The sequence below is a fragment of the Achromobacter insuavis genome (assembly GCF_902859645.1).
Classification (GTDB): domain Bacteria; phylum Pseudomonadota; class Gammaproteobacteria; order Burkholderiales; family Burkholderiaceae_B; genus Achromobacter; species Achromobacter insuavis.
The window spans coordinates 1-18488 of record NZ_CADIJR010000104.1; the positions used below are offsets into that span (position 1 = coordinate 1).

The 18488-nt window shown below is 69.1% G+C and carries 18 protein-coding genes; 9 read left to right on the forward strand and 9 right to left on the reverse strand.

Going from position 1 to position 18488, the window contains the following annotated elements:
* Positions 1-107: 107 nt before the first annotated feature.
* The 6 genes from trpC to rpe all read right to left on the reverse strand — a co-directional run bounded on the left by trpC (position 108) and on the right by rpe (position 5798).
* Positions 108-896, reverse strand: coding sequence for an indole-3-glycerol phosphate synthase TrpC (gene trpC / locus H0523_RS28980; protein WP_054435060.1), 789 nt, complete (start codon positions 894-896; stop codon positions 108-110).
* Entirely contained in the window at positions 893-1924 is a 1032-nt protein-coding gene (gene trpD / locus H0523_RS28985) for an anthranilate phosphoribosyltransferase (protein ID WP_006392504.1), read from the reverse strand. The genes trpC and trpD overlap by 4 nt, the downstream gene beginning before the upstream one ends.
* A 12-nt stretch (positions 1925-1936) precedes the next feature.
* Positions 1937-2503 (reverse strand): aminodeoxychorismate/anthranilate synthase component II, encoded by a 567-nt coding sequence (locus H0523_RS28990; protein ID WP_054435071.1) that lies wholly within the window; start codon positions 2501-2503, stop codon positions 1937-1939.
* Between the two features lie 58 nt (positions 2504-2561).
* Positions 2562-4082, reverse strand: coding sequence for an anthranilate synthase component I (gene trpE, locus H0523_RS28995; RefSeq protein WP_180180235.1), 1521 nt, complete (start codon positions 4080-4082; stop codon positions 2562-2564).
* Positions 4083-4359: 277 nt separating this feature from the next.
* Positions 4360-5067 carry a phosphoglycolate phosphatase gene (locus H0523_RS29000; protein ID WP_020925473.1) on the reverse strand — a complete coding sequence of 236 codons (708 nt, stop codon included), beginning with the start codon at positions 5065-5067 and terminating at the stop codon, positions 4360-4362.
* A gap of 11 nt (positions 5068-5078) precedes the next feature.
* Complete coding sequence (rpe, locus tag H0523_RS29005; protein ID WP_054435066.1) at positions 5079-5798, reverse strand: ribulose-phosphate 3-epimerase; 720 nt, start codon at positions 5796-5798, stop codon at positions 5079-5081.
* Positions 5799-5843: 45 nt separating this feature from the next.
* On the opposite strand from rpe, the gene apaG reads away from it, so the two are divergent.
* The 5 genes from apaG (at position 5844) to H0523_RS29030 (ending at position 10681) form a co-directional block, all read left to right on the forward strand.
* Positions 5844-6218, forward strand: a complete 375-nt coding sequence (apaG, locus tag H0523_RS29010; RefSeq protein WP_006392509.1) for a Co2+/Mg2+ efflux facilitator ApaG/CorD — start codon at positions 5844-5846, stop codon at positions 6216-6218.
* A gap of 41 nt (positions 6219-6259) precedes the next feature.
* A complete protein-coding gene (mltA, locus tag H0523_RS29015; protein WP_054461046.1) occupies positions 6260-7561 on the forward strand; it encodes a murein transglycosylase A in 1302 nt (433 codons plus the stop codon).
* Positions 7558-8727: a UbiH/UbiF family hydroxylase gene (locus tag H0523_RS29020; RefSeq protein WP_054434893.1), complete on the forward strand. Its 1170-nt coding sequence runs from the start codon at positions 7558-7560 to the stop codon at positions 8725-8727. The genes mltA and H0523_RS29020 overlap by 4 nt, the downstream gene beginning before the upstream one ends.
* A 130-nt stretch (positions 8728-8857) precedes the next feature.
* Positions 8858-9661 carry a DsbC family protein gene (locus H0523_RS29025; RefSeq protein WP_049070812.1) on the forward strand — a complete coding sequence of 268 codons (804 nt, stop codon included), beginning with the start codon at positions 8858-8860 and terminating at the stop codon, positions 9659-9661.
* Positions 9662-9724: 63 nt separating this feature from the next.
* Positions 9725-10681, forward strand: a complete 957-nt coding sequence (locus H0523_RS29030) for a D-2-hydroxyacid dehydrogenase family protein (RefSeq protein WP_054434892.1) — start codon at positions 9725-9727, stop codon at positions 10679-10681.
* A gap of 94 nt (positions 10682-10775) precedes the next feature.
* Here the strand turns inward: H0523_RS29030 and ttcA are convergent, their stop codons facing one another.
* Positions 10776-11747, reverse strand: a complete 972-nt coding sequence (ttcA, locus tag H0523_RS29035; RefSeq protein ID WP_054434890.1) for a tRNA 2-thiocytidine(32) synthetase TtcA — start codon at positions 11745-11747, stop codon at positions 10776-10778.
* 2 nt (positions 11748-11749) lie between these two features.
* Positions 11750-12109 (reverse strand): dihydroneopterin aldolase, encoded by a 360-nt coding sequence (gene folB / locus H0523_RS29040; protein WP_006392515.1) that lies wholly within the window; start codon positions 12107-12109, stop codon positions 11750-11752.
* A 116-nt stretch (positions 12110-12225) separates the two neighbouring features.
* Between folB and H0523_RS29045 the strand changes: the two genes are divergently transcribed.
* Entirely contained in the window at positions 12226-13128 is a 903-nt protein-coding gene (locus tag H0523_RS29045; protein WP_054434889.1) for an NAD(P)/FAD-dependent oxidoreductase, read from the forward strand.
* 109 nt (positions 13129-13237) lie between these two features.
* Positions 13238-14134 carry a helix-turn-helix transcriptional regulator gene (locus H0523_RS29050; protein WP_054434887.1) on the forward strand — a complete coding sequence of 299 codons (897 nt, stop codon included), beginning with the start codon at positions 13238-13240 and terminating at the stop codon, positions 14132-14134.
* 38 nt (positions 14135-14172) lie between these two features.
* Here the strand turns inward: H0523_RS29050 and pcaD are convergent, their stop codons facing one another.
* A complete protein-coding gene (gene pcaD / locus H0523_RS29055) occupies positions 14173-14973 on the reverse strand; it encodes a 3-oxoadipate enol-lactonase (protein ID WP_054434885.1) in 801 nt (266 codons plus the stop codon).
* 161 nt (positions 14974-15134) lie between these two features.
* Here pcaD and H0523_RS29060 point away from each other — a divergent pair, with 161 nt between their 5' ends.
* Positions 15135-16061, forward strand: coding sequence for a LysR family transcriptional regulator (locus H0523_RS29060; RefSeq protein WP_054434883.1), 927 nt, complete (start codon positions 15135-15137; stop codon positions 16059-16061).
* An 88-nt stretch (positions 16062-16149) separates the two neighbouring features.
* Complete coding sequence (locus tag H0523_RS29065; protein ID WP_054434881.1) at positions 16150-18357, forward strand: TonB-dependent siderophore receptor; 2208 nt, start codon at positions 16150-16152, stop codon at positions 18355-18357.
* Positions 18358-18488 lie beyond the last annotated feature (131 nt).

The following is an 18488-nucleotide window of genomic DNA, read 5'->3' on the forward strand; positions in this document are numbered from 1 at the left end:
GGCCTGGCGCGGCCGCGCTGAGCGCGCGAACGCCCGCCCGGCGCGGCCGGAACGGGCCGCGTCGCCGGACGCGCGTTGCGTGAGAAGGGGAAGGGCGCGGCGCCGGCTCAGCCGACCACGCGCGCCAGTTCGGCGCCCGGGTCCGCGGCGCGCATGAAGGCCTCGCCCACCAGGAAGGCGTCGACCTTGTGCTCGCGCATCAGCTTCACGTCTTCCGGCTTGAGGATGCCGCTTTCGGTGACCACGCGCTTGCCGGCGGGAATGCGCGGCAGCAGGTCCAGCGTGGTCCGCAGGCTGGTCTCGAAGGTGCGCAGGTTGCGGTTGTTGATGCCCAGCAGCGGCGTCTTGAGCGTCAGCGCGATGTCCAGTTCCTGGGCGTCGTGCACTTCCACCAGCACGTCCATGCCCAGCTCCATCGCCAGCGTTTCCATCTCGCGCAGTTGCGTGGGCGTGAGCGCGGCGACGATCAGCAGCACGCAGTCGGCGCCCATCGCGCGGGCGGCGATGATCTGGTACGGATCGATCACGAAGTCCTTGCGCAGCACCGGCAGCGAGCACGCGGCGCGCGCCTGGCGCAGGTGGTCGTGCGAGCCCTGGAAGAACTGCACGTCGGTCAGCACCGACAGGCAGGCCGCGCCGTGCACGGCATACGAGGCCGCGATTTCAGCCGGTTGAAAGGTCTCGCGCAGCACGCCCTTGGACGGCGACGCTTTCTTGATTTCGGCGATCACGCCGGCCTTGCCCTGCGAGATCTTGTCTTCGATGGCCTGGGCGAAGCCGCGCACGTCCTGGCGCGCCTGCGCCTCGCGCAGGACTTCGGCTTCGCTGCGCATCTGGCGCGCGGCGGCGACTTCCTCGACCTTGACGGCGAGGATCTTCGCGAGAATATCGTTCATTTCTGGAATTTCCGGGTATATGCGCAGAAATCTTCCAGCTTGGCTCGCGCCGCGCCGGTGGAAATCAGTTCAAATGCTAGCGCTAACGCTGCGGGAATGGAATCGGCTTTATTGCCTGCGTAGATGGCGAGACCCGCATTCAGCGCGACGATGTCGCGGGCGGTGCCCTCGACATTGTCCAGCGCCTCTATGACAAGCTCGCGCGACTGTTCGCGATTGGACACCTTGATGCTGCGATTGGACATCATGGATAGCCCGTAGTCCTCGGGGTGGATCTCGTATTCGCTGACCTTGCCGTCCTTGAGCTCGCCCACCAGGGTGGCGCCGCCCAGCGAGGCTTCGTCCATGCCGTCCTTGCCGTGCACCACCAGCACGTGGCGCGAGCCCAGGCGTTCCAGCACGCGCACCTGGATGCCCACCAGGTCGGGGTGGAACACGCCCATCAGCTGGTTGGCGGCGCCGGCCGGGTTGGTCAGCGGGCCGAGGATGTTGAAGATGGTGCGCACGGCCAGTTCCTTGCGGACCGCGGCCACGTTCTTCATGGCGCCGTGATGGGCCGGCGCGAACATGAAGCCGATGCCGGTGGCCTGGATGCACTCGGCCACCTGTTCGGGCGTCAGCACCAGGTTGGCGCCCAGCGCTTCGAGCACGTCGGCGCTGCCGCTCGACGAGGAAGCGCTGCGGTTGCCGTGCTTGGCGATCGGCACGCCGGCCGCCGCCGCCACGAACATGGCGGTGGTGGAGATGTTGAAGGTGTGGCTGCCGTCGCCGCCGGTGCCGCACATGTCGAGCAGGTCTTCGGGGTTGGGCGTCACCACCGGCGTGGCGAATTCGCGCATGACCTGCGCGGCCGCGGTGATTTCACCAACCGTTTCCTTTTTCACGCGCAGGCCCATCAGCAGCGCGCTGGCGATCTGCGGCGACATTTCGCCGCGCATCAGCATGCGCATCAGGTGCAGCATTTCGTCGTGGAAAATTTCGCGGTGCTCGATACAGCGCGTCAGCGCTTCGGAGGGGGAGATCGTCACGGTGCGTCCTTCTTAGGCGAGGTTCAGGAAATTGCGCAGCAGGGCGTGGCCGTGTTCGCTGAGCACGGATTCGGGGTGGAACTGCACGCCGTACAGGGGCAGCGTCTTGTGGCGCACGCCCATGATGTCGCCGTCTGGCGCCGTGGCCGTCACGGCCAGGCACTCGGGCAGCGTCGCCGGGTCGATGGTCAGCGAGTTGTAGCGGATGACAGTGTACGGCGTCGGCAGGTCGGTGAAGATGTCCGTCCCGGTATGCGAGATCTGGACGGTCTTGCCGTGCATGATCTGCTGGGCGCGGACGATGTCGCCGCCATAGGCGGCGCCGATGGCCTGGTGGCCCAGGCACACGCCCAGGATCGGCTTTTTGCCGGCGAAGGCCTGGATGACGGGCACCGAGATGCCGGCCTCGGCCGGCGAGCACGGGCCGGGCGACACGCAGATGCGGTCGGGGTTGAGCGCGGCGATCTCTTCCAGGGTGATCTGGTCGTTGCGCGCCACGCGCACGTCCTCGCCCAGTTCACCGAAATACTGGACCAGGTTGTAGGTAAACGAGTCGTAGTTGTCGATCATCAACAGCATTTTTTTCTCCAGGCGGGCCGATTTGCGGCCCGGGGCGGTCATGGGGGCGGCGGGCGTCTCAGATGGGCTCGTCCAGGCCGTGCTGGACCTGGTCGGCGGCGCGCAGCACGGCGCGGGCCTTGGCCTCGGTCTCGGCCCATTCGGCTTCGGGGTTGGAGTCGGCGACGATGCCGGCGGCGGCCTGCACGTACAGCGTGCCGTCCTTGATGACACCCGTGCGGATGGCGATGGCCACGTCCATTTCGCCGCCGTAGCTGAGGTAGCCGGCCGCGCCGCCGTAGATGCCGCGGCGCACGGGCTCGAGCTCGTCGATGATCTTCATGGCTTCGACCTTCGGCGCGCCGGTCAGCGTGCCGGCCGGGAACGAGGCGCGCAGCACGTCCATGCTGCTCATGCCCGGGTTCAGGTTGCCGGTGACGTTGGACACCAGGTGCATCACGTGCGAATAGCGCTCGATCACCATGGTGTCGCTGACCTTGACCGAACCCACCTCGGCGACGCGGCCGACGTCGTTGCGGGCCAGGTCGATCAGCATCACGTGCTCGGCCACTTCCTTGGGGTCGGCCTTGAGCTCGGCGGCCAGGGCGGCGTCTTCCTCGGGCGTGGCGCCGCGCTTGCGGGTGCCGGCCAGCGGGCGGATGGTGATCTGCGACTTCGGCGCGCCGTCGACGACGGTGCGCTCCTGGCGCACCAGGATCTCGGGCGACGCGCCCACCACCTGGAAGTCGCCGAAGTTCCAGAAGTACATGTAGGGGGAGGGATTGAGCGACCGCAGGGCGCGGTACAGCGAGAGGGGGGAGTCGCGGAACGGCTTGGCGATGACCTGGCCGATCTGCACCTGCATCAGGTCGCCGGCGGCGATGTGTTCCTTGGCGCGGTGCACGGCCGCCAGATAGTCTTCCTTCTTGAAGTCGCGCCGCTCTTCGGTCTGCATGCTGGCGTGGCTGTAGGGGATTTCCACCGGGCGTCGCAGGCGCGCGCGCAGGTCGTGCAGGCGTTGCTGGGCGCGGCTGTAGCTCTCGGGCTGGCCCGGGTCGGCGTAGACCATCAGGTAGATGCGGCCGGCCAGGTTGTCGACGATGACCAGCTCGTCCACGTGCATCAGCATCAGGTCGGGCGTGCCGCCTTCCATGCCGGCCGGGAACGGCTTCACGGCGGGGCCCAGGCACGGTTCGATGTGGCGCACGGTGTCGTAGCCGAAGTAGCCGGCCAGGCCGCCGCAGAAGCGCGGCATGCCGGGGCGCAGGGCCACCTTGAAGCGGGCCTGGTACTGCTCGATGAAGGCCAGCGGGTCGCCGTCATGGGTTTCCACGACCTTGCCGTCGTGCAGCACTTCGGTGCGGGTGCCGCTGGCGCGGATCACCGTGCGGGCCGGCAGGCCGATGAACGAGTAGCGGCCGAAGCGCTCGCCGCCCACCACCGATTCCATCAGGCAAGTCATGCGGCCGGCCTGCGGGCCGGCATGGGCCAGCTTCAGGTAGATGCCCAGCGGGGTGTCCAGGTCGGCGTAGGTCTCGGCCACCAGCGGGATGCGGTTGTAGCCTTGGGCGGCGAGGGCTTTGAATTCGATTTCGGTCATGTCGGGTCTCGTGGGCGATGGGTATCTGCTTGGGACCAGGCACACAACAAAAAGCCCGGTCCAGGTTACTGGTTCCGGGCTTGGCTCTGTGTTCTACACAGTATCGGCGCTAGGCGGTGCGGTACGCGTCTAGGGCCGGGAAGGGAATCATCGCCACCCGGAAGACAAACGCCACCAGCGCCACGAGGCGCCGAGCATTTGGTTCTGGATGGAAACGTTCATCAGGAGGATATCGGTTCGATAGTCAGGTATGCCGTCAAAGGCGCGGACCCCGGCTTCAGGCCTGGGCTTTCGCGGCGTTCTGGTTCTGATTCCAGAGCTCCACCCACTGGGCGGCGTTGACGAGCGTGTCCACTATACCATCGACATCGAGCTCGCGCACGTCACGGCCTTCGTTGTAACCATACGGCACCACCAGCACCTGGGTGCCGGCGCTGCGGCCGGCCTGGGCGTCGTTGATGGAATCGCCGATGGTGACGGCCTCGGCCACCGTCACGCCCAGCAGTTCGCAGGCGTGCAGCACCTGGTCCGGGTCGGGCTTGCGGCGGGCGCAGGTGTCGCCGCACACCACCGCGTCGAAAAACCCGGCCAGGCCGGTGCGTTGCAACAGCGGCAGGGTGAATTCGGTGGGCTTGTTGGTGACCACGGCCAGCTTCAGGCCCTGCTCGCGCATGTGCTTGAGGCCCTCGATGACGCCGGGGTAGACCTGGGCGCGCTCGCCATTGACCAGGTGGTAGTGGCGGTAGAAGGCCTCGCGCGCCCGGGCGAAGTCCTCGGGCGAGGGATCGGCGGCGTCCAGGCTGCCGGCCAGGCTGCGGCGCACCAGGTTGTCCACCCCCTTGCCGACGAAGGTGGCCACGACATCCTCGCGCAGCGCGATCATGCCGAGTTCCACGCGCATGGCGTTGGCCGCGAAGGCCAGGTCGGGGATGGAGTCGAGCAGGGTGCCGTCCAGGTCCAGCAGCGCGGCGCGGAAGGGAGTCATGGCGGGGTTCCTCAGACAGCGGTGGTTTCGCCGATGGCGATCTGTTCGCGCATGGACTTGATGATGCCGGGGTAGTCGGGCTTGCCGAAGATGGCCGAGCCGGCCACGAAGGTGTCGGCGCCGGCGCGGCGGATTTCGGCGATGTTGTCGATCTTCACGCCGCCGTCCACCTGCAGCACGATTTCCTGGCCGCCGGCCTGGGTCCAGGCGTCGATGCGGGCGCGGGCCTCGCGCAGCTTGGTCAGCGCGCCGGGGATGAAGCTCTGGCCGCCGAAGCCGGGGTTGACCGACATGATCAGCACCAGGTCGACCTTGTCCATGACGTGGTCGAGGTACGACAGGGGCGTGGCGGGATTGAACACCAGGCCGGCCTTACAGCCGTTCTCGCGGATCAGCGACAGGGTGCGGTCGACGTGGCGGCTGGCTTCCGGGTGGAAGCTGATGTAGTTGGCGCCGGCCTTGGCGAACATCGGCACCAGGGCGTCCACCGGCTCGACCATGAGGTGCACGTCGATCGGCACGGAAACATGGGGACGGATCGCCGCGCAGACCATCGGGCCGATGGTCAGGTTGGGCACGTAGTGGTTGTCCATCACATCGAAATGGATCCAGTCGGCGCCGGCGGCGACGACGTCACGCACTTCCTCGCCCAGGCGGGCGAAGTCGGCGGACAGGATGCTGGGGGTGATGCGGGTGGTGGTAGGCATGGCGTTCGGGGTGGGTGAAGGCATAATGTGCCATTATTGCAGCTTGCTCGTGCCACACAGGAAAGGACTGTGAAACCCTACGACCTGAGCGTCTCCGTCTCGCCGCGCTTCGTGCCAGAACAGTCCGATCCGGGTGAGCAGCAGTTCGTGTTCGCCTATACCGTCCGCATCACCAATACCGGCGAGCATCCGGCCCAGGTGATCAGCCGCCACTGGATTATCACCGATGGCAACCAGCGCGTGCAGGAAGTGCGCGGGCTGGGCGTGGTCGGCCAGCAGCCCCTGCTGGCGCCCGGCGAGACCTTCGAATACACCAGCGGCTGTCCCCTCCCCACGCCGGTCGGGACGATGCGCGGCACCTACCATTGCGTCGGCGAGAACGGTATTCCGTTCGAAGTGCCGATTTCCGAATTCGTCCTGGCCATGCCGCGCACCCTGCACTGACGCGGGGCGCGGCCACACGTTGTACGGTTTTCCATCTGCTCATGAAGCGCATTCTTAGCCTGTCCGTGCTGTCGGTTCTGCTGGCGGCATGTACCACCACCTCAGAGATCCCGCCCGAATCCGGCGAACCCGGCGCCACCGGCGCGCGCCCCGCGGCCGCCGATGGCCCGCTGGTGGTGCCGGCGCTGTCGGCCCTGCCCGAGACGCCGCCGCGCGCCCTGGCCGGCAAGTACAAGCCCGGCACCTGGGCCGAGATGCCGGGCTGGACCAGCGACGACCTGGCCCAGTTCTGGCCCCTGTTCCTGCGCAACTGCAAGGGGCTGATGCGCCCGACCAGCGGCAACCTGGCCGCGCCGGCGCGCGCCACGCCGCGCGCCTGGCAGCCGGTCTGTGCCGCCGCGGCGGACCCGGCCCGGGCGCCCGCCGCCAACGATCCCGAGGGCGTGCGCCGCTTCCTGCAGACCTATCTGCAGCCGTGGCGCCTGAACGCGGCCGACGGCAAGCCGGCCGCCAATACCGTCACCGGTTACTACGAGCCGCTGGTGCGCGGCTCGCGCCGCCAGGGCGGCAACTACCAATGGCCGCTGTACGCGGTGCCGGCCGACCTGCTGACCATCGACCTGGGCTCGGTCTACCCGGACCTGGCCGGCAAGCGCGTGCGCGGCAAGCTCGAAGGCAAGCGCGTGGTGCCCTACGACACCCGCGCCGCGATCGAAGCCTCCGGCCGCCGCCCGCCGGTGGTGGTGTGGGTCGATGATCCGGTCGACAACTTCTTCCTGCAGGTGCAGGGCTCGGGCCGCGTGCTGCTGACCGACGGCCCCGACAGCGGCAAGACCATCCGCGTGGCCTACGCCGACCACAACGGCCAGCCCTACGTGTCCATCGGCCGCTGGCTGGCGGACCGCGGCGAGCTGTCGGCCGACCAGGCCTCGATGCAGAACATCCGCGCCTGGGCGCAGCGCAATCCCAAGCGCGTGCCCGAGATGCTCAACGCCAACCCGGCGGTGGTGTTCTTCCGCGAAGAGCCGGTGATCGATCCCGAACTCGGCCCCAAGGGCGCCTATGGCGTCAACTTGGCGCCGAAACGCGCGATCGCGGTGGACGCCGGCTTCGTGCCGCTGGGCACGCCGGTGTTCCTGGCCACCACTTTCCCGGCCTCCGACCGGCCGCTGCAGCGCCTGGTGTTCGCGCAGGACACCGGCACCGCCATCCGCGGCGCGGCGCGCGCCGACTTCTATTGGGGCTACGGCGACGAGGCCGGCCAGCAGGCCGGGCGCATGAAACAGCGCGGCCAGATGTGGTTGCTGTGGCCGAAACAGGCCGGGGAGCCGAGCGCAAGATGACACACCAGATCGTGGTTTGCGGGGCCGGCATCGTCGGCCTGTCCTCGGCCCTGGCGCTGGCCCGCCGCGGCCAGCGCGTGGCCCTGCTGGCGCCGCGCGTGAGCGTGCCGCCGGCCGATCCCAATCATTACCATGCGCGCGTCTACGCCATCTCGCCCGCCAGCCAGCGTTTCCTGGCCGAGCTGGGCGTGTGGGACGCGATGCCGTCGGCCCGCCTGACGCCGGTGCAGGCCATGGAGATCCATGGCGACGCCGACGGCCTGGTGCACCTGAACGCCTGGCAGGCGGCCCTGCCGCAACTGGCCTGGATCGTCGAATCCGGCGAGATCGAGCGGGTGCTGATCCAGGCGGTGCGCATGTTCGGCATTCCGTGGCTGGAAGACCGCTGCACCGGCTACCAGGCCGGCGCGGTGGACACCGAGAGCGGCGCCCGCATCCAGGCCGAATTGTTCGTCGGCGCCGATGGCGCGGCCTCGCCGCTGCGCACCGCCGCCGGCCTCAAGCATGATGCCGTGTCCTACAACGACACCGGGCTGGTGGTGAACCTGGACGCCGAGCGCGCCCACCAGGGCACCGCCTTCCAGTGGTTCCGCGACGATGGCGTGCTGGCGCTGCTGCCGCTGCCCGACACCGCGGATGGTCCGCAGGTGTCGATGGTCTGGTCGATGCGCAGCGAGCAGGCCCGGGAATTGCTGGCCTTGCCGCCCGAGGAACAGGCCGCGCGGCTCGAATCGATGCTGGAACACGCGGCGCAGGGCCGCCTGGGCCGCCTGAAGGTGCGCAGCAAGCTGCACGGCTTTCCGCTGACGCTGGAGCGCGCCCAGATGGTGGCGCCCGGCATCGCGCTGGCCGGCGACGCCGCGCACCGCCTGCATCCGCTGGCCGGGCAGGGCCTGAACCTGGGCCTGGGCGACGTCGAGGCGCTGGCCCGCACCGTGGCCGGACGCGAACCCTACCGCCAGGCCGGCGACCTGCGCGTGCTGCACCGCTACCAGCGCGCCCGCGCCGAGCCGGTGCTGGCGTTGCGGCTGGCCACCGACGGCCTGCACAAGCTGTTCGGCTCGCGCGCCACGCCGCTGGTGTGGCTGCGCAATGCCGGCATGCACTGGGTCGAGCGCGCGCCGCTGGTCAAGCGGCGCCTGATCGCCGGGGCATCGACGAATTAGGGACCGGTTCCGGGACGGAACCCGCCCGCGGCGGGCGTGTCTGATTCCCAGGAGGCCGGCCCGGGCCGGGCGCCGGATCGGTTACGCTTTCGGCCATCGAAGGCGAGACGTCACAAATACAGGAGTCCCCATGAATTTCCGTTTTTCCGCCGTGTTGGCGGCCTGCTTCATGGCCGCCGGGCTGGGCCTGTCGGCCGGCGCCCAGGCGCAGGCCAGCGGCGACAAGTCCGTCTCCACCAATTCGGTCGGCAAGGCGGACAAGGGCGGCAAGAGCTATTCCACCACCCAGGTGGCGCCGGCGGACCCCGTGGCGGACGCGGTCAAGGAACGTTTCAAGCAGCGCTTCACCGGCATGGACGTGACCGCCGTGCGCCGCACGCCCTACGGCCTGTTCGAGGTGCAGCTGGGCATGGACCTGCTGTACACCGATGAAAAGGTGACCTGGGTCATGGAAGGGCCGTTGATCGACGCCATGACGCGCCGCGACGTCACCCGCGAGGCGCAGGAAAAGCTCGGCTCCATCCCGTTCGACCAGTTGCCGCTGGACCTGGCCATCAAGCAGGTCAAGGGCGACGGCTCGCGCAAGGTCGCCATTTTCGAAGATCCCAACTGCGGCTACTGCAAGCAGCTGCGCAAGACGCTCGAAGACGTGGACAACCTGACCGTCTACACCTTCCTGTACCCGATCCTGTCGCCGGACTCGAACACCAAGGTCCGCGACGTCTGGTGCGCGCCGGACCCGGGCAAGGCCTGGGACGACTGGATGCTGCGCGGCCAGAAGCCGGCCACCGCCAATTGCAGCGTGCCCGAGGACAAGCTGCTGGCGCTGGGCAAGCAGCTGATGGTGCGCGGCACCCCCACCTTGTTTTTCGCCGACGGCACGCGCATCAGCGGCGCGCTGCCGCTGGACCAGCTCAAGGCACGACTGAACTGACCGGCGCGGGTCGCGTCGGCCGGGCGGCTGGCGCGGCAAGCGCCACGCCACCCGGAGACAGACTTGAAAATCGCAATACTCGACGATTACCACGACGTTGCCAAACGCTACGCGGACTGGGGTTCCCTGGGCGGCGACGCCGACGTGCGGATCTTCAACAACTTCATCCCCGACGAGCAGGTCGAGGCCACGCTCGAACCCTTCGACGTGATCGTGGCCATGCGCGAGCGCACGCCGTTCCCCGCCGACCGCATCCGTGCGCTGCCCAACCTGCGCCTGCTGGTCACCACCGGCATGCGCAACAACGCCATCGACATGCCGGCCTGCGCCGCGCAGGGTATCGTGGTCAGCGGCGCGCCCGGCAGCGCCGACGCCAACACCGCCACCGCCGAACTGGCCTGGGCCCACATCCTGGGCCTGTTCAAGCACCTGCCCGCCGAGGACGCCGCCATGCGCCGCGGCATGTGGCAGACCGCCATGCCCGAGCCGCTGGCCGGCAAGCGCCTGGGCGTGCTGGGGCTGGGCAAGCTGGGCGTCGCGGTGGCCAAGGTGGGCCTGGCGTTCGGCATGGACGTGGTGGCCTGGAGTCCCAACCTGACCGACGAGCGCGCCGCCGAGGCGGGCGTCAAGCGGGTCGACAAGCACGAGCTGTTCGCCACGTCCGACGTGGTCAGCCTGCACCTGATCCTGTCCGATCGCAGCCGCCACATCGTCGACGCCGCGGCGCTGGCCGCGATGAAGCCGACGGCCTATCTGGTGAACACCTCGCGCGCCGGCCTGGTGGACCAGGCGGCGCTGATGGACGCGCTGGTGAAATTCCGCATCGCCGGCGCCGGCCTGGACGTGTACCCGGAAGAGCCGCTGTCGCCGACCGACAATGTGCGCGACCTGGACAACGTCATCCTGACGCCGCACCTGGGCTATGTCAGCCGCGAGAACTTCGAGGCCTTCTACCGCAACGCGCTGGAGGCCGTGAAGGCCTGGCGCGCCGGCCAGCCGGTGCGGGTGCTGAACGCCTGAACGCCACTATGGAAAAGGCCCCGGTATTTCGCCCCTAGTGGGTCGGAACATCGGGGCCTTTTGCTATCCACGCCGCGCGCGGACAGGGCGGCGTTCAGCCACGCGTGAAGGTCACTTTCTTTTCGACGATGCCGGCCGCGTCGGGCGTGGCGGGCGTATCGCCGCAGGCTTCGTCCGCCTCATCCGACGGATCGACCGCGTCGAACGCGGTGTCGCCGTTGGCGTCCGGCACGCCGGTCGGCTTGAGGCCGACGAAATCGAACAGGTCGCGGTCCATCAGGTGCGACGGCACCACGCGCGACAGCGCGTTGAAGACGTTCCACGAGCGGCCCGGGTGCTGCTTGTCCCATTCCTTGATCATGCGGCCGACTTCCTTGCGCTTCAGGTTTTCCTGGGAGCCGCACAGGTTGCAGGGAATGATCGGGAACTGCTTGAGTTCGGCGTAGGCGATCAGGTCGGTTTCCGGCACGTAGGCGAGCGGGCGGATGACGGTGTGGCGGCCGTCGTCGGACACCAGCTTGGGCGGCATGCCCTTGGCCTTGCCGCCATAGAACAGGTTCAGGAAGAACGTGCCCAGGATGTCGTCGCGGTGGTGGCCGAGCGCGATCTTGGTGGCGCCCAGTTCCGAGGCCACGCGGTACAGGATGCCGCGGCGCAGGCGCGAACAGAGCGAGCACATCGTCTTGCCCTCTTCGAGCACGCGCGTGACGATCGAATAGGTATCCTGCGTCTCGATGTGGAACGGCACGCCCAGTTCGGTCAGGTAGCGCGGCAGGATGTCGGCGGGAAAGCCGGGCTGCTTCTGGTCCAGGTTGACCGCGACCAGCTCGAACGGGAACGGCGCGCGCTTTTGCAGCTGGAGCAGGATGTCCAGCATGGCGTAGGAGTCCTTGCCGCCCGACAGGCACACCATGACGCGGTCGCCCGCCTCGATCATGTTGTAGTCGGACAGGGCGCGGGTGGTCTCGCGCGCCAGGCGCTTGGTGAGCTTGTTGCCTTCGTGGCGGGCTTTTTCTTCCGCTTCGGTGCGAAAGCGGACTTCGGGGGGAGTGGCGATGTCGTTCATGGTCAACGCGAGATCTGGATTTCCACGCCCACCGCCGCACAGTCGGAAAAGGCCATGGGCTTGCTGATGCGCAGGCGCAGCGAGCGGATTTCATGGAAGTCGGCCAACAGGCGCGCGGCGACTTGTTCCACCAGGGTTTCGATCAGGTTCACGTGCGCCTGGGTGCATTCCTCGACGATGGCCTCGCGCAGGCGGCGATAGTCCAGCACGCTGTGGATATCGTGGTCGTCGACCGAGCGCTGGATGTCGACGTCGAACTCGGCATCGACGTGCAGCGGCTGGGTGGCGCGGCGTTCGTGTTCGAGGATGCCGATGCGGGCGTCGAGCGCGAGCCCGGATAGGATGATGCGGCGAGTGGGCATGATGAAAACCTGGGTGGAATCCCGGAATTGTAAGGCGGCGGCGGACCGGGCCGGCGCGCTGGCTACAATTCGGCCATGGCCGGACGCCCGCGCGGGGACGGCGAACAAGGGATGAAATGCAACAGATGCACGATGCGGTCATTGTAGGCGGCGGCCCGGCCGGCGCCTCCTGCGCCCTCTGGCTGGCCCGGCTGGGCCTGGCGCCGCTGCTGGTCGAGGCCAGCGGCCGCCTGGGCGGCCTGAGCGTGGACAACCCGTTCGCCGATGACTGGATCGCGGTGCTGCCCGGCATGACCGGCCAGCAGGTGGCCGCCAATATCGATACCAGCGTGCGCGCCGCCGGCGTGCCGCTGCGCCTGGACACCCGGGTGACCGCGGTGCGCCCGTGCAAGGGCGGCATCGAGGCGACCCTGGCCGACGCCAATGGGGACGTATCGCAGGCGCGCGGCCGCACCCTGGTGATCGCCTCGGGCGTGCGCGCCAAGGGCTTTCCGGAACATCCGCCGGGCTCGCAATGGCCGGGGGTGCTGATCGGACCGGGCTCGCCGATCGTGGCGCAGGATTACTCCGGCCTGTCGGTGGCGGTGCTGGGGGGCGGCGACAACGCCTTCGAGAACTACGTCTATGTGCGCAACCGCGGCGCTCGCGCCGTGCACCTGTACGCCCGCAGCGTGCGGGCCCAGCAGCAATGGGTGCAGCGCGCCGGCAAGGAAGGCGTGCGCATCGGCCCGTACCAGGTCGATCCGGCCACGCGCAGCGTCGACGGCCAGCGCTACGACCTGATCCTGGTGTTCTACGGCTGGGAGCCGCAGGCCGCGTTCGCCGACGGCCTGCAACTGGCGCGCGATGCGCGCGGGTATATCCGCACCGATTTCGCCACCGCCGAGACCAGCGTGCCGGACATCTATGCCATCGGCGAAGTGGCCCACCGCATGCATCCCTGCGTGGTCACGTCGATGGCGGACGGCGTGGTGGCCGCCAAGGCGATCCAGCGGCGCTGGGAGCGCGCCGGGGAATAACGCCGGGCGCGTTGGCGGGCGGATACCTGTCCGGTTTGAGTTCCGGTAGCGAGCGGGTAATAATAATTATTCTCAAATAAACCCATCCGTTCCTCCCGGATCGTTTCCCATGTTCCATTCCCGCGCCGGCCGCGCCACGGCCGCCGCCGACTATCACCGCGTCGACGCGGCCTTCGACCTCGCCAACGGCCGCGGCCTGCGCGCCGGCGTGTTCCGCCGCGGCCGCACCGAATGGCGCGAAGAGGCGCTGTACCCCGGCCTCAAGGTCATCCTGCTCGATGGGCGCGTCAGCAGCCGGGTCGAGGACCGCCCGCCGCTGGCTCTGCGCGGCCCGGTGCTGTGCCTGGCCTGGGCGCCGGGGCAGGCCAGCGGCGCGGACGCGTTCGAGGCCGGCGTCGACCAGCAGTTCACGCTGGCCACGCTGCCGGCGGCGCAACTGCGCGACGAACTGGGCATCGATCCCGATTTCCTGCGCGGCCTGGACCCCGCCGCGGGCGCCGACGGCCCGGTCGTCTGGCACGGCGCGGCGGGCCGCGAGGCGCGGCGCATCGCCGCCCAGGTGCGAGTCTGCCGCTACGAGGGCGCGGCGCGCGCGCTGTATCTGGCGGCCAAGAGCCTGGAGCTGGCGGCGGTGGCGCTGGCCCAGGCCGGGCAGGCGTTGCCGGCCGGCCGCGCGGCGTCGCCGGTGGCCGCGGCCCGCGAACTGGACGCGGCGCACGAGGCGCATCGCCGCCTTGCCACCGACCTGCGCGAGGCGCCGTCGACGGCGGCGCTGGCGCGTGAACTCGGGCTCAACGCGCGTCAGCTGGACCTGGCGTTCAAGCGCGCCTTCGGCGTCAGCATGGCGCGCCATCTGCAGGAAACGCGCCTGACGCGCGGCCGCGAATTGATCCTGAACGGCGGCCTGAGCGTGTCTGAGGCGGCCTGGCACGTGGGCTACGCGCCCGCGCATTTCTCGGTGGCCTTCCGGCGCCGTTTCGGCGCCGCGCCCAGCAGCTTGCGCTGAACCCGCGCCGGCCCCGTCCGACATGGCGGACGCGGGCATCAATGCGCCAGCAGGAACCCCAGCACCGCCTCGCGGAATTCCGCAGGGCGTTCGATGTTGGACAGGTGCACCGCCTCCAGCAGGCGCCATTGCGCGCCGGGCACGGTCGCGGCGATCTGTTCGCCGTGGCTGGCGGCGGTGACGGTGTCGTCGCGGCCCGCGATCACCAGCGTCGGCCGCGGAATCAACGCGATGGTGCGGCGCAGGTCGGTGTCGCGCACCGCCGCGAACGCGCCCGCCAGGCCGTGCGGGTCGGTGTTCAGCAGCATGTCGCGGAAGGTGTCGATGACCGGCCCGCCGGCGCGCAGCATCGCGGCCGGGAACCAGTTCGCCAGGAACGTCTCGGCGGTCTCCGTCATGTCCGGCGCCCGCAGGGTGGCGGCGATGCGCTCGTCCCATTGCGGCGTGGGGCCGAGATAGGGCGAGGTGTTGGCCAGGATCAGCCGGTCGATGCGGTCCGGCGCATGCACGCCCAGCCATTGGCCGACGATGCCGCCCAGCGACAGGCCGAGGAAGTGGGCGCGGTCCACGCCCAGCGCGTCGAACAGTTCCAGCACGTCGCGGCCGAGCCGGTCCAGCGAGTAGGCGCCGGGCGGCACGCTGGACGCGCCATGACCGCGGGTGTCGAAGCGCAGCACGCGGAAGTGCCGCGCCAGCGCCGGCGCCAGGTCGTCCCACATGTGCAGCGTGGTGCCGATGGAGTTGGACAGGGCCAGCACCGGCAGGCCGGCGTCGCCGTCCCAGCGGTAGGCGATGCGGGCGCCGTCGCCCGTGGTGATGAAAGTCGTGTCGGTAGGCATGATGAGCGTCCTGTCATGTATGAGGGGGATGCGGGGCTCGGGGCGGATGTCGCGCTCATCCGCCGGGCCGGGCAACGGTGTCGACCGTGAGACGGATCGTAGTTGCGGCCCATCTTGAAAGAAATTACAAAGATCGCACAGTCACTGTAGGAAAACCTGACATGAGCGAATTCACGCTGCACGACCTGCAATGCTTTGACGCGGTGGTGCGGGCCGGCGGCTTCCAGGCCGCGGCCGAGACGCTGCACCGTTCGCATCCGGCGGTGTTCGCGGCCGTGGCCAAGCTGGAGCGGCAACTGGACCTGGCGCTGCTGGACCGCAGCGGCTATCGGGTGCGGCCCACTGCCGCCGGGCAATCGTTCCATGCGCGGGCCCAGGCGCTGCTGCGCGAACTGGCCGGCCTGCGCGCCCACGCCGAGCAGTTGGCGATGGGCCAGGAAAGCGAATTGAACGTGGTGGTCGGCGACTTCTGTCCGCGTCCGCTGCTGCTGGGGCTGCTGGGCCAGTTCTTCGCGCAGTGGCCGGCCACGCGCCTGAACCTGCACTTCGAGGCCGTGACCGGTCCGTGGGAACGGCTGCTGGATGGCGACGCCGACCTGATCCTGCACCGCGTGGAGCCGGGCGACGCGCGCGTCGAATGGCTGGAACTGGGCAGCGTGCCGTTCGTGCCGGTGGCCGCGCCCGGCTATCTGGCGCCGGCCCCGCGCGCGTTGCGACCCGAGCACCTGCGCGACTACACCCAATGCGTCATGCGCGACACCGCCCGCCACACGCCGGCGCGCGACTACTTCATGATCGAGGGCGCGCGCCGGTGCACCGTGGCCGACCCGTTGATGAAGAAGGAAATCATCCTGCAGGGCCTGGGCTGGGGCCACATGCCGCGCTTCCTGGTCGAGGACGAGTTGCGCGACGGCCGCCTGCTGTCGCTGGCCACCCGCCACCTGCCGGGCAGCACCGAGACGCTGGCCGCCGCGCGCCGCGCCGACCGGCCGCAGGGGCCGGTCATGGCGCGCCTGTGGGACGCCCTGCGCGCGCACGCGCCGGCGATCCGCCAGGCCGTGTCGCCGGTGAAAAAACGAAAGCCTTAATCCGGAATTCGAAAGCCTTTTGCATTGCCCGCCGCGGCGCCGTTGAAGATGATTATCAATCTTGTTGAACGGGCTGGAAGCGGAGGCAATGGTGGGTATCGAGACAGGTGGAACGCGCGCCGCATGGCTGCGGCGCGGCGCCATGATGATGGGCCTGGCGGCGGGCGCGCACGCTGGCGCGCAAACGGCTGAACCGGGCGGCACGGCCACGCTGGCGCCGGTGACAGTGCAGGGCGAGCAGGTCGGCGTCACCGAAGGCAGCGCGTCCTACACCGCGCCCAGCGTCACCATCGGCGGCAAGCTGCCGCTGTCGCTGCGCGAGATTCCGCAGTCGGTGTCGGTCATCACGCGCCAGCGCATCGAGGACCAGAACCTGGCGTCGCTGGAGGACGCCATGGCGCAGACCCCGGGCATCACCATCGACCTGATGGGCACCGCCGCGGTTCCGCAGTTCTATTCGCGCGGCTTCCAGATCGAGTACTTCCAGTACGACGGCGTGCCGATGCAGACCGGCGGCGCATCGTGGGCGCAGCCCGACCTGTTCATGTTCGACCACGTCGAGCTGTTGCGGGGCGCGGCCGGCCTGTTCAACGGCGCGGGCCAGCCGGGCGGCGTCATCAACCTGGTGCGCAAGCGTCCCGCGCGCACGCTGCAATTCAGCGGCTCGGCCAGCGCCGGATCATGGGACAACTACCGCGGCGAACTCGACCTGTCGACGCCGCTGAACGCGTCGGGCTCGGTGCGTGGCCGCATCGCCACCGCGCAGGAGGACCGCAAGTATTTCTACGACGTGGCCCATTCGCAGAAGCAGGCCTACTACGGCATCGTCGAGGCCGACCTGGGCGAGCGCACGCTGCTGACCGTGGGCGGCAGCTACCAGAAGCGCGATTGGCTGCCCTACATGATGCAGCTGCCGCGCTACAAGGACGGCGGCGATCTCGGGCTGACGCGCGGCACCTACCTGGGCGCCGACTGGAACCGCTGGGACTTCGAGAACACGCAGGTGTTCGCCGAGCTGGCGCACCAGTTTTCGTCGGACTGGACCGTCAAGCTCAACGTCAACCAGGCCGAGGAAACCAGCAAGCTCAAGTACGCCTACGTGCGCGGCGCCGTCGACCGCCAGACCGGCCTGGGGCCGCGCCTGTATGGCGGCGGCAACCAGTATCGCAATGAGCAGCTGGGCGTGGACCTGATGGTGACCGGCGCGTTCGAGGCGCTGGGCCGCCGCCACGAACTGGTGTTCGGCGGCAACTGGTACGACCGCAGCGCGCGCGCCTACAACGCCTATTCGCTGCCGGGCTTCGCGGCGCGGCCGGTGGACGTCTTCCATTACGACGTCCACGACCATCCGGAACCGGCCGACCCGCAATGGGGCAGCAAGAGCGACGTCAAGACGCGCCAGTCGGGCCTCTACGCGATGGCGCGCCTGAAGGTGGCCGATCCGTTGACGCTGGTGCTGGGCTCGCGCATGAGCTGGTGGCGCACGCAGAGCACCAACCTGATCAGCGGCCGCGGCGACCCTGCCATCAGCGAGCATGGCCGCATGACGCCGTATGCCGGGCTGGTCTACGACATCGACAGCCACTGGACCGCCTACGCCAGTTACGCCGACATCTTCCGCGTGCAGAGCGACCTGCGTTCGGCCAGCGGCGGATCGCTGCCGCCGGTGGTCGGCTCCAACTACGAGGCGGGCCTGAAAAGCGAATGGCTGGACGGCAAGCTGAACGCCTCGTTCGCGCTGTTCCGCATCACCGAGCGCAACCGCGCGCAGCGCGACCCGAACTACCCCGAGGTCGGCGATTGCTGCTACGAGGCCAGCGGCCAGGTGCGCAGCCAGGGGGTCGAAACCGAGGTGTCGGGCCGGCTCGCGCCGGGCTGGGAAGTGGCGGGCGGCTACACCTTCAACACCACCCGCTACCTGAAGGACAACACCAACGGCGGCGCGGCCTTCCGCACCTTCACGCCCCGCCACATCTTCCAGCTGTGGACCACCTATCAGCTGCCGGGCCAATGGAACCGCTGGAGCGTGGGCGGCGGCGTCAACGTCAAGAGCGGCATCTACACCGAAAGCGCGGCGCAGGGGCCGGTCAGCGGCAGCTCCGTGCGCGTGTCGCAGGGCGGCTACGCCATCTGGAACGCGCGCGTCGGCTATCGCGTCAACGAGCACGTCTCGCTGGGGTTGAACGTCAACAACCTGTTCGACAAGGTCTATTACCAGCGCCTGGGCAACGCCGACATGGGCAACGCCTATGGCGAGCCGCGCAGCGTCATGCTGAGCATGCGCGTCAAGTACTGATGAACGCTTCGCCTGCACGTATCGAGTGCAGGCATCACGAGGAGAATTCCATGCACGCATTCCTGTCGCAAACCCTGCGCGCCGCCGTCCTGGGCGCGGCGCTGTGCGCGGGCGCCGCGGCGCAGTCCGCC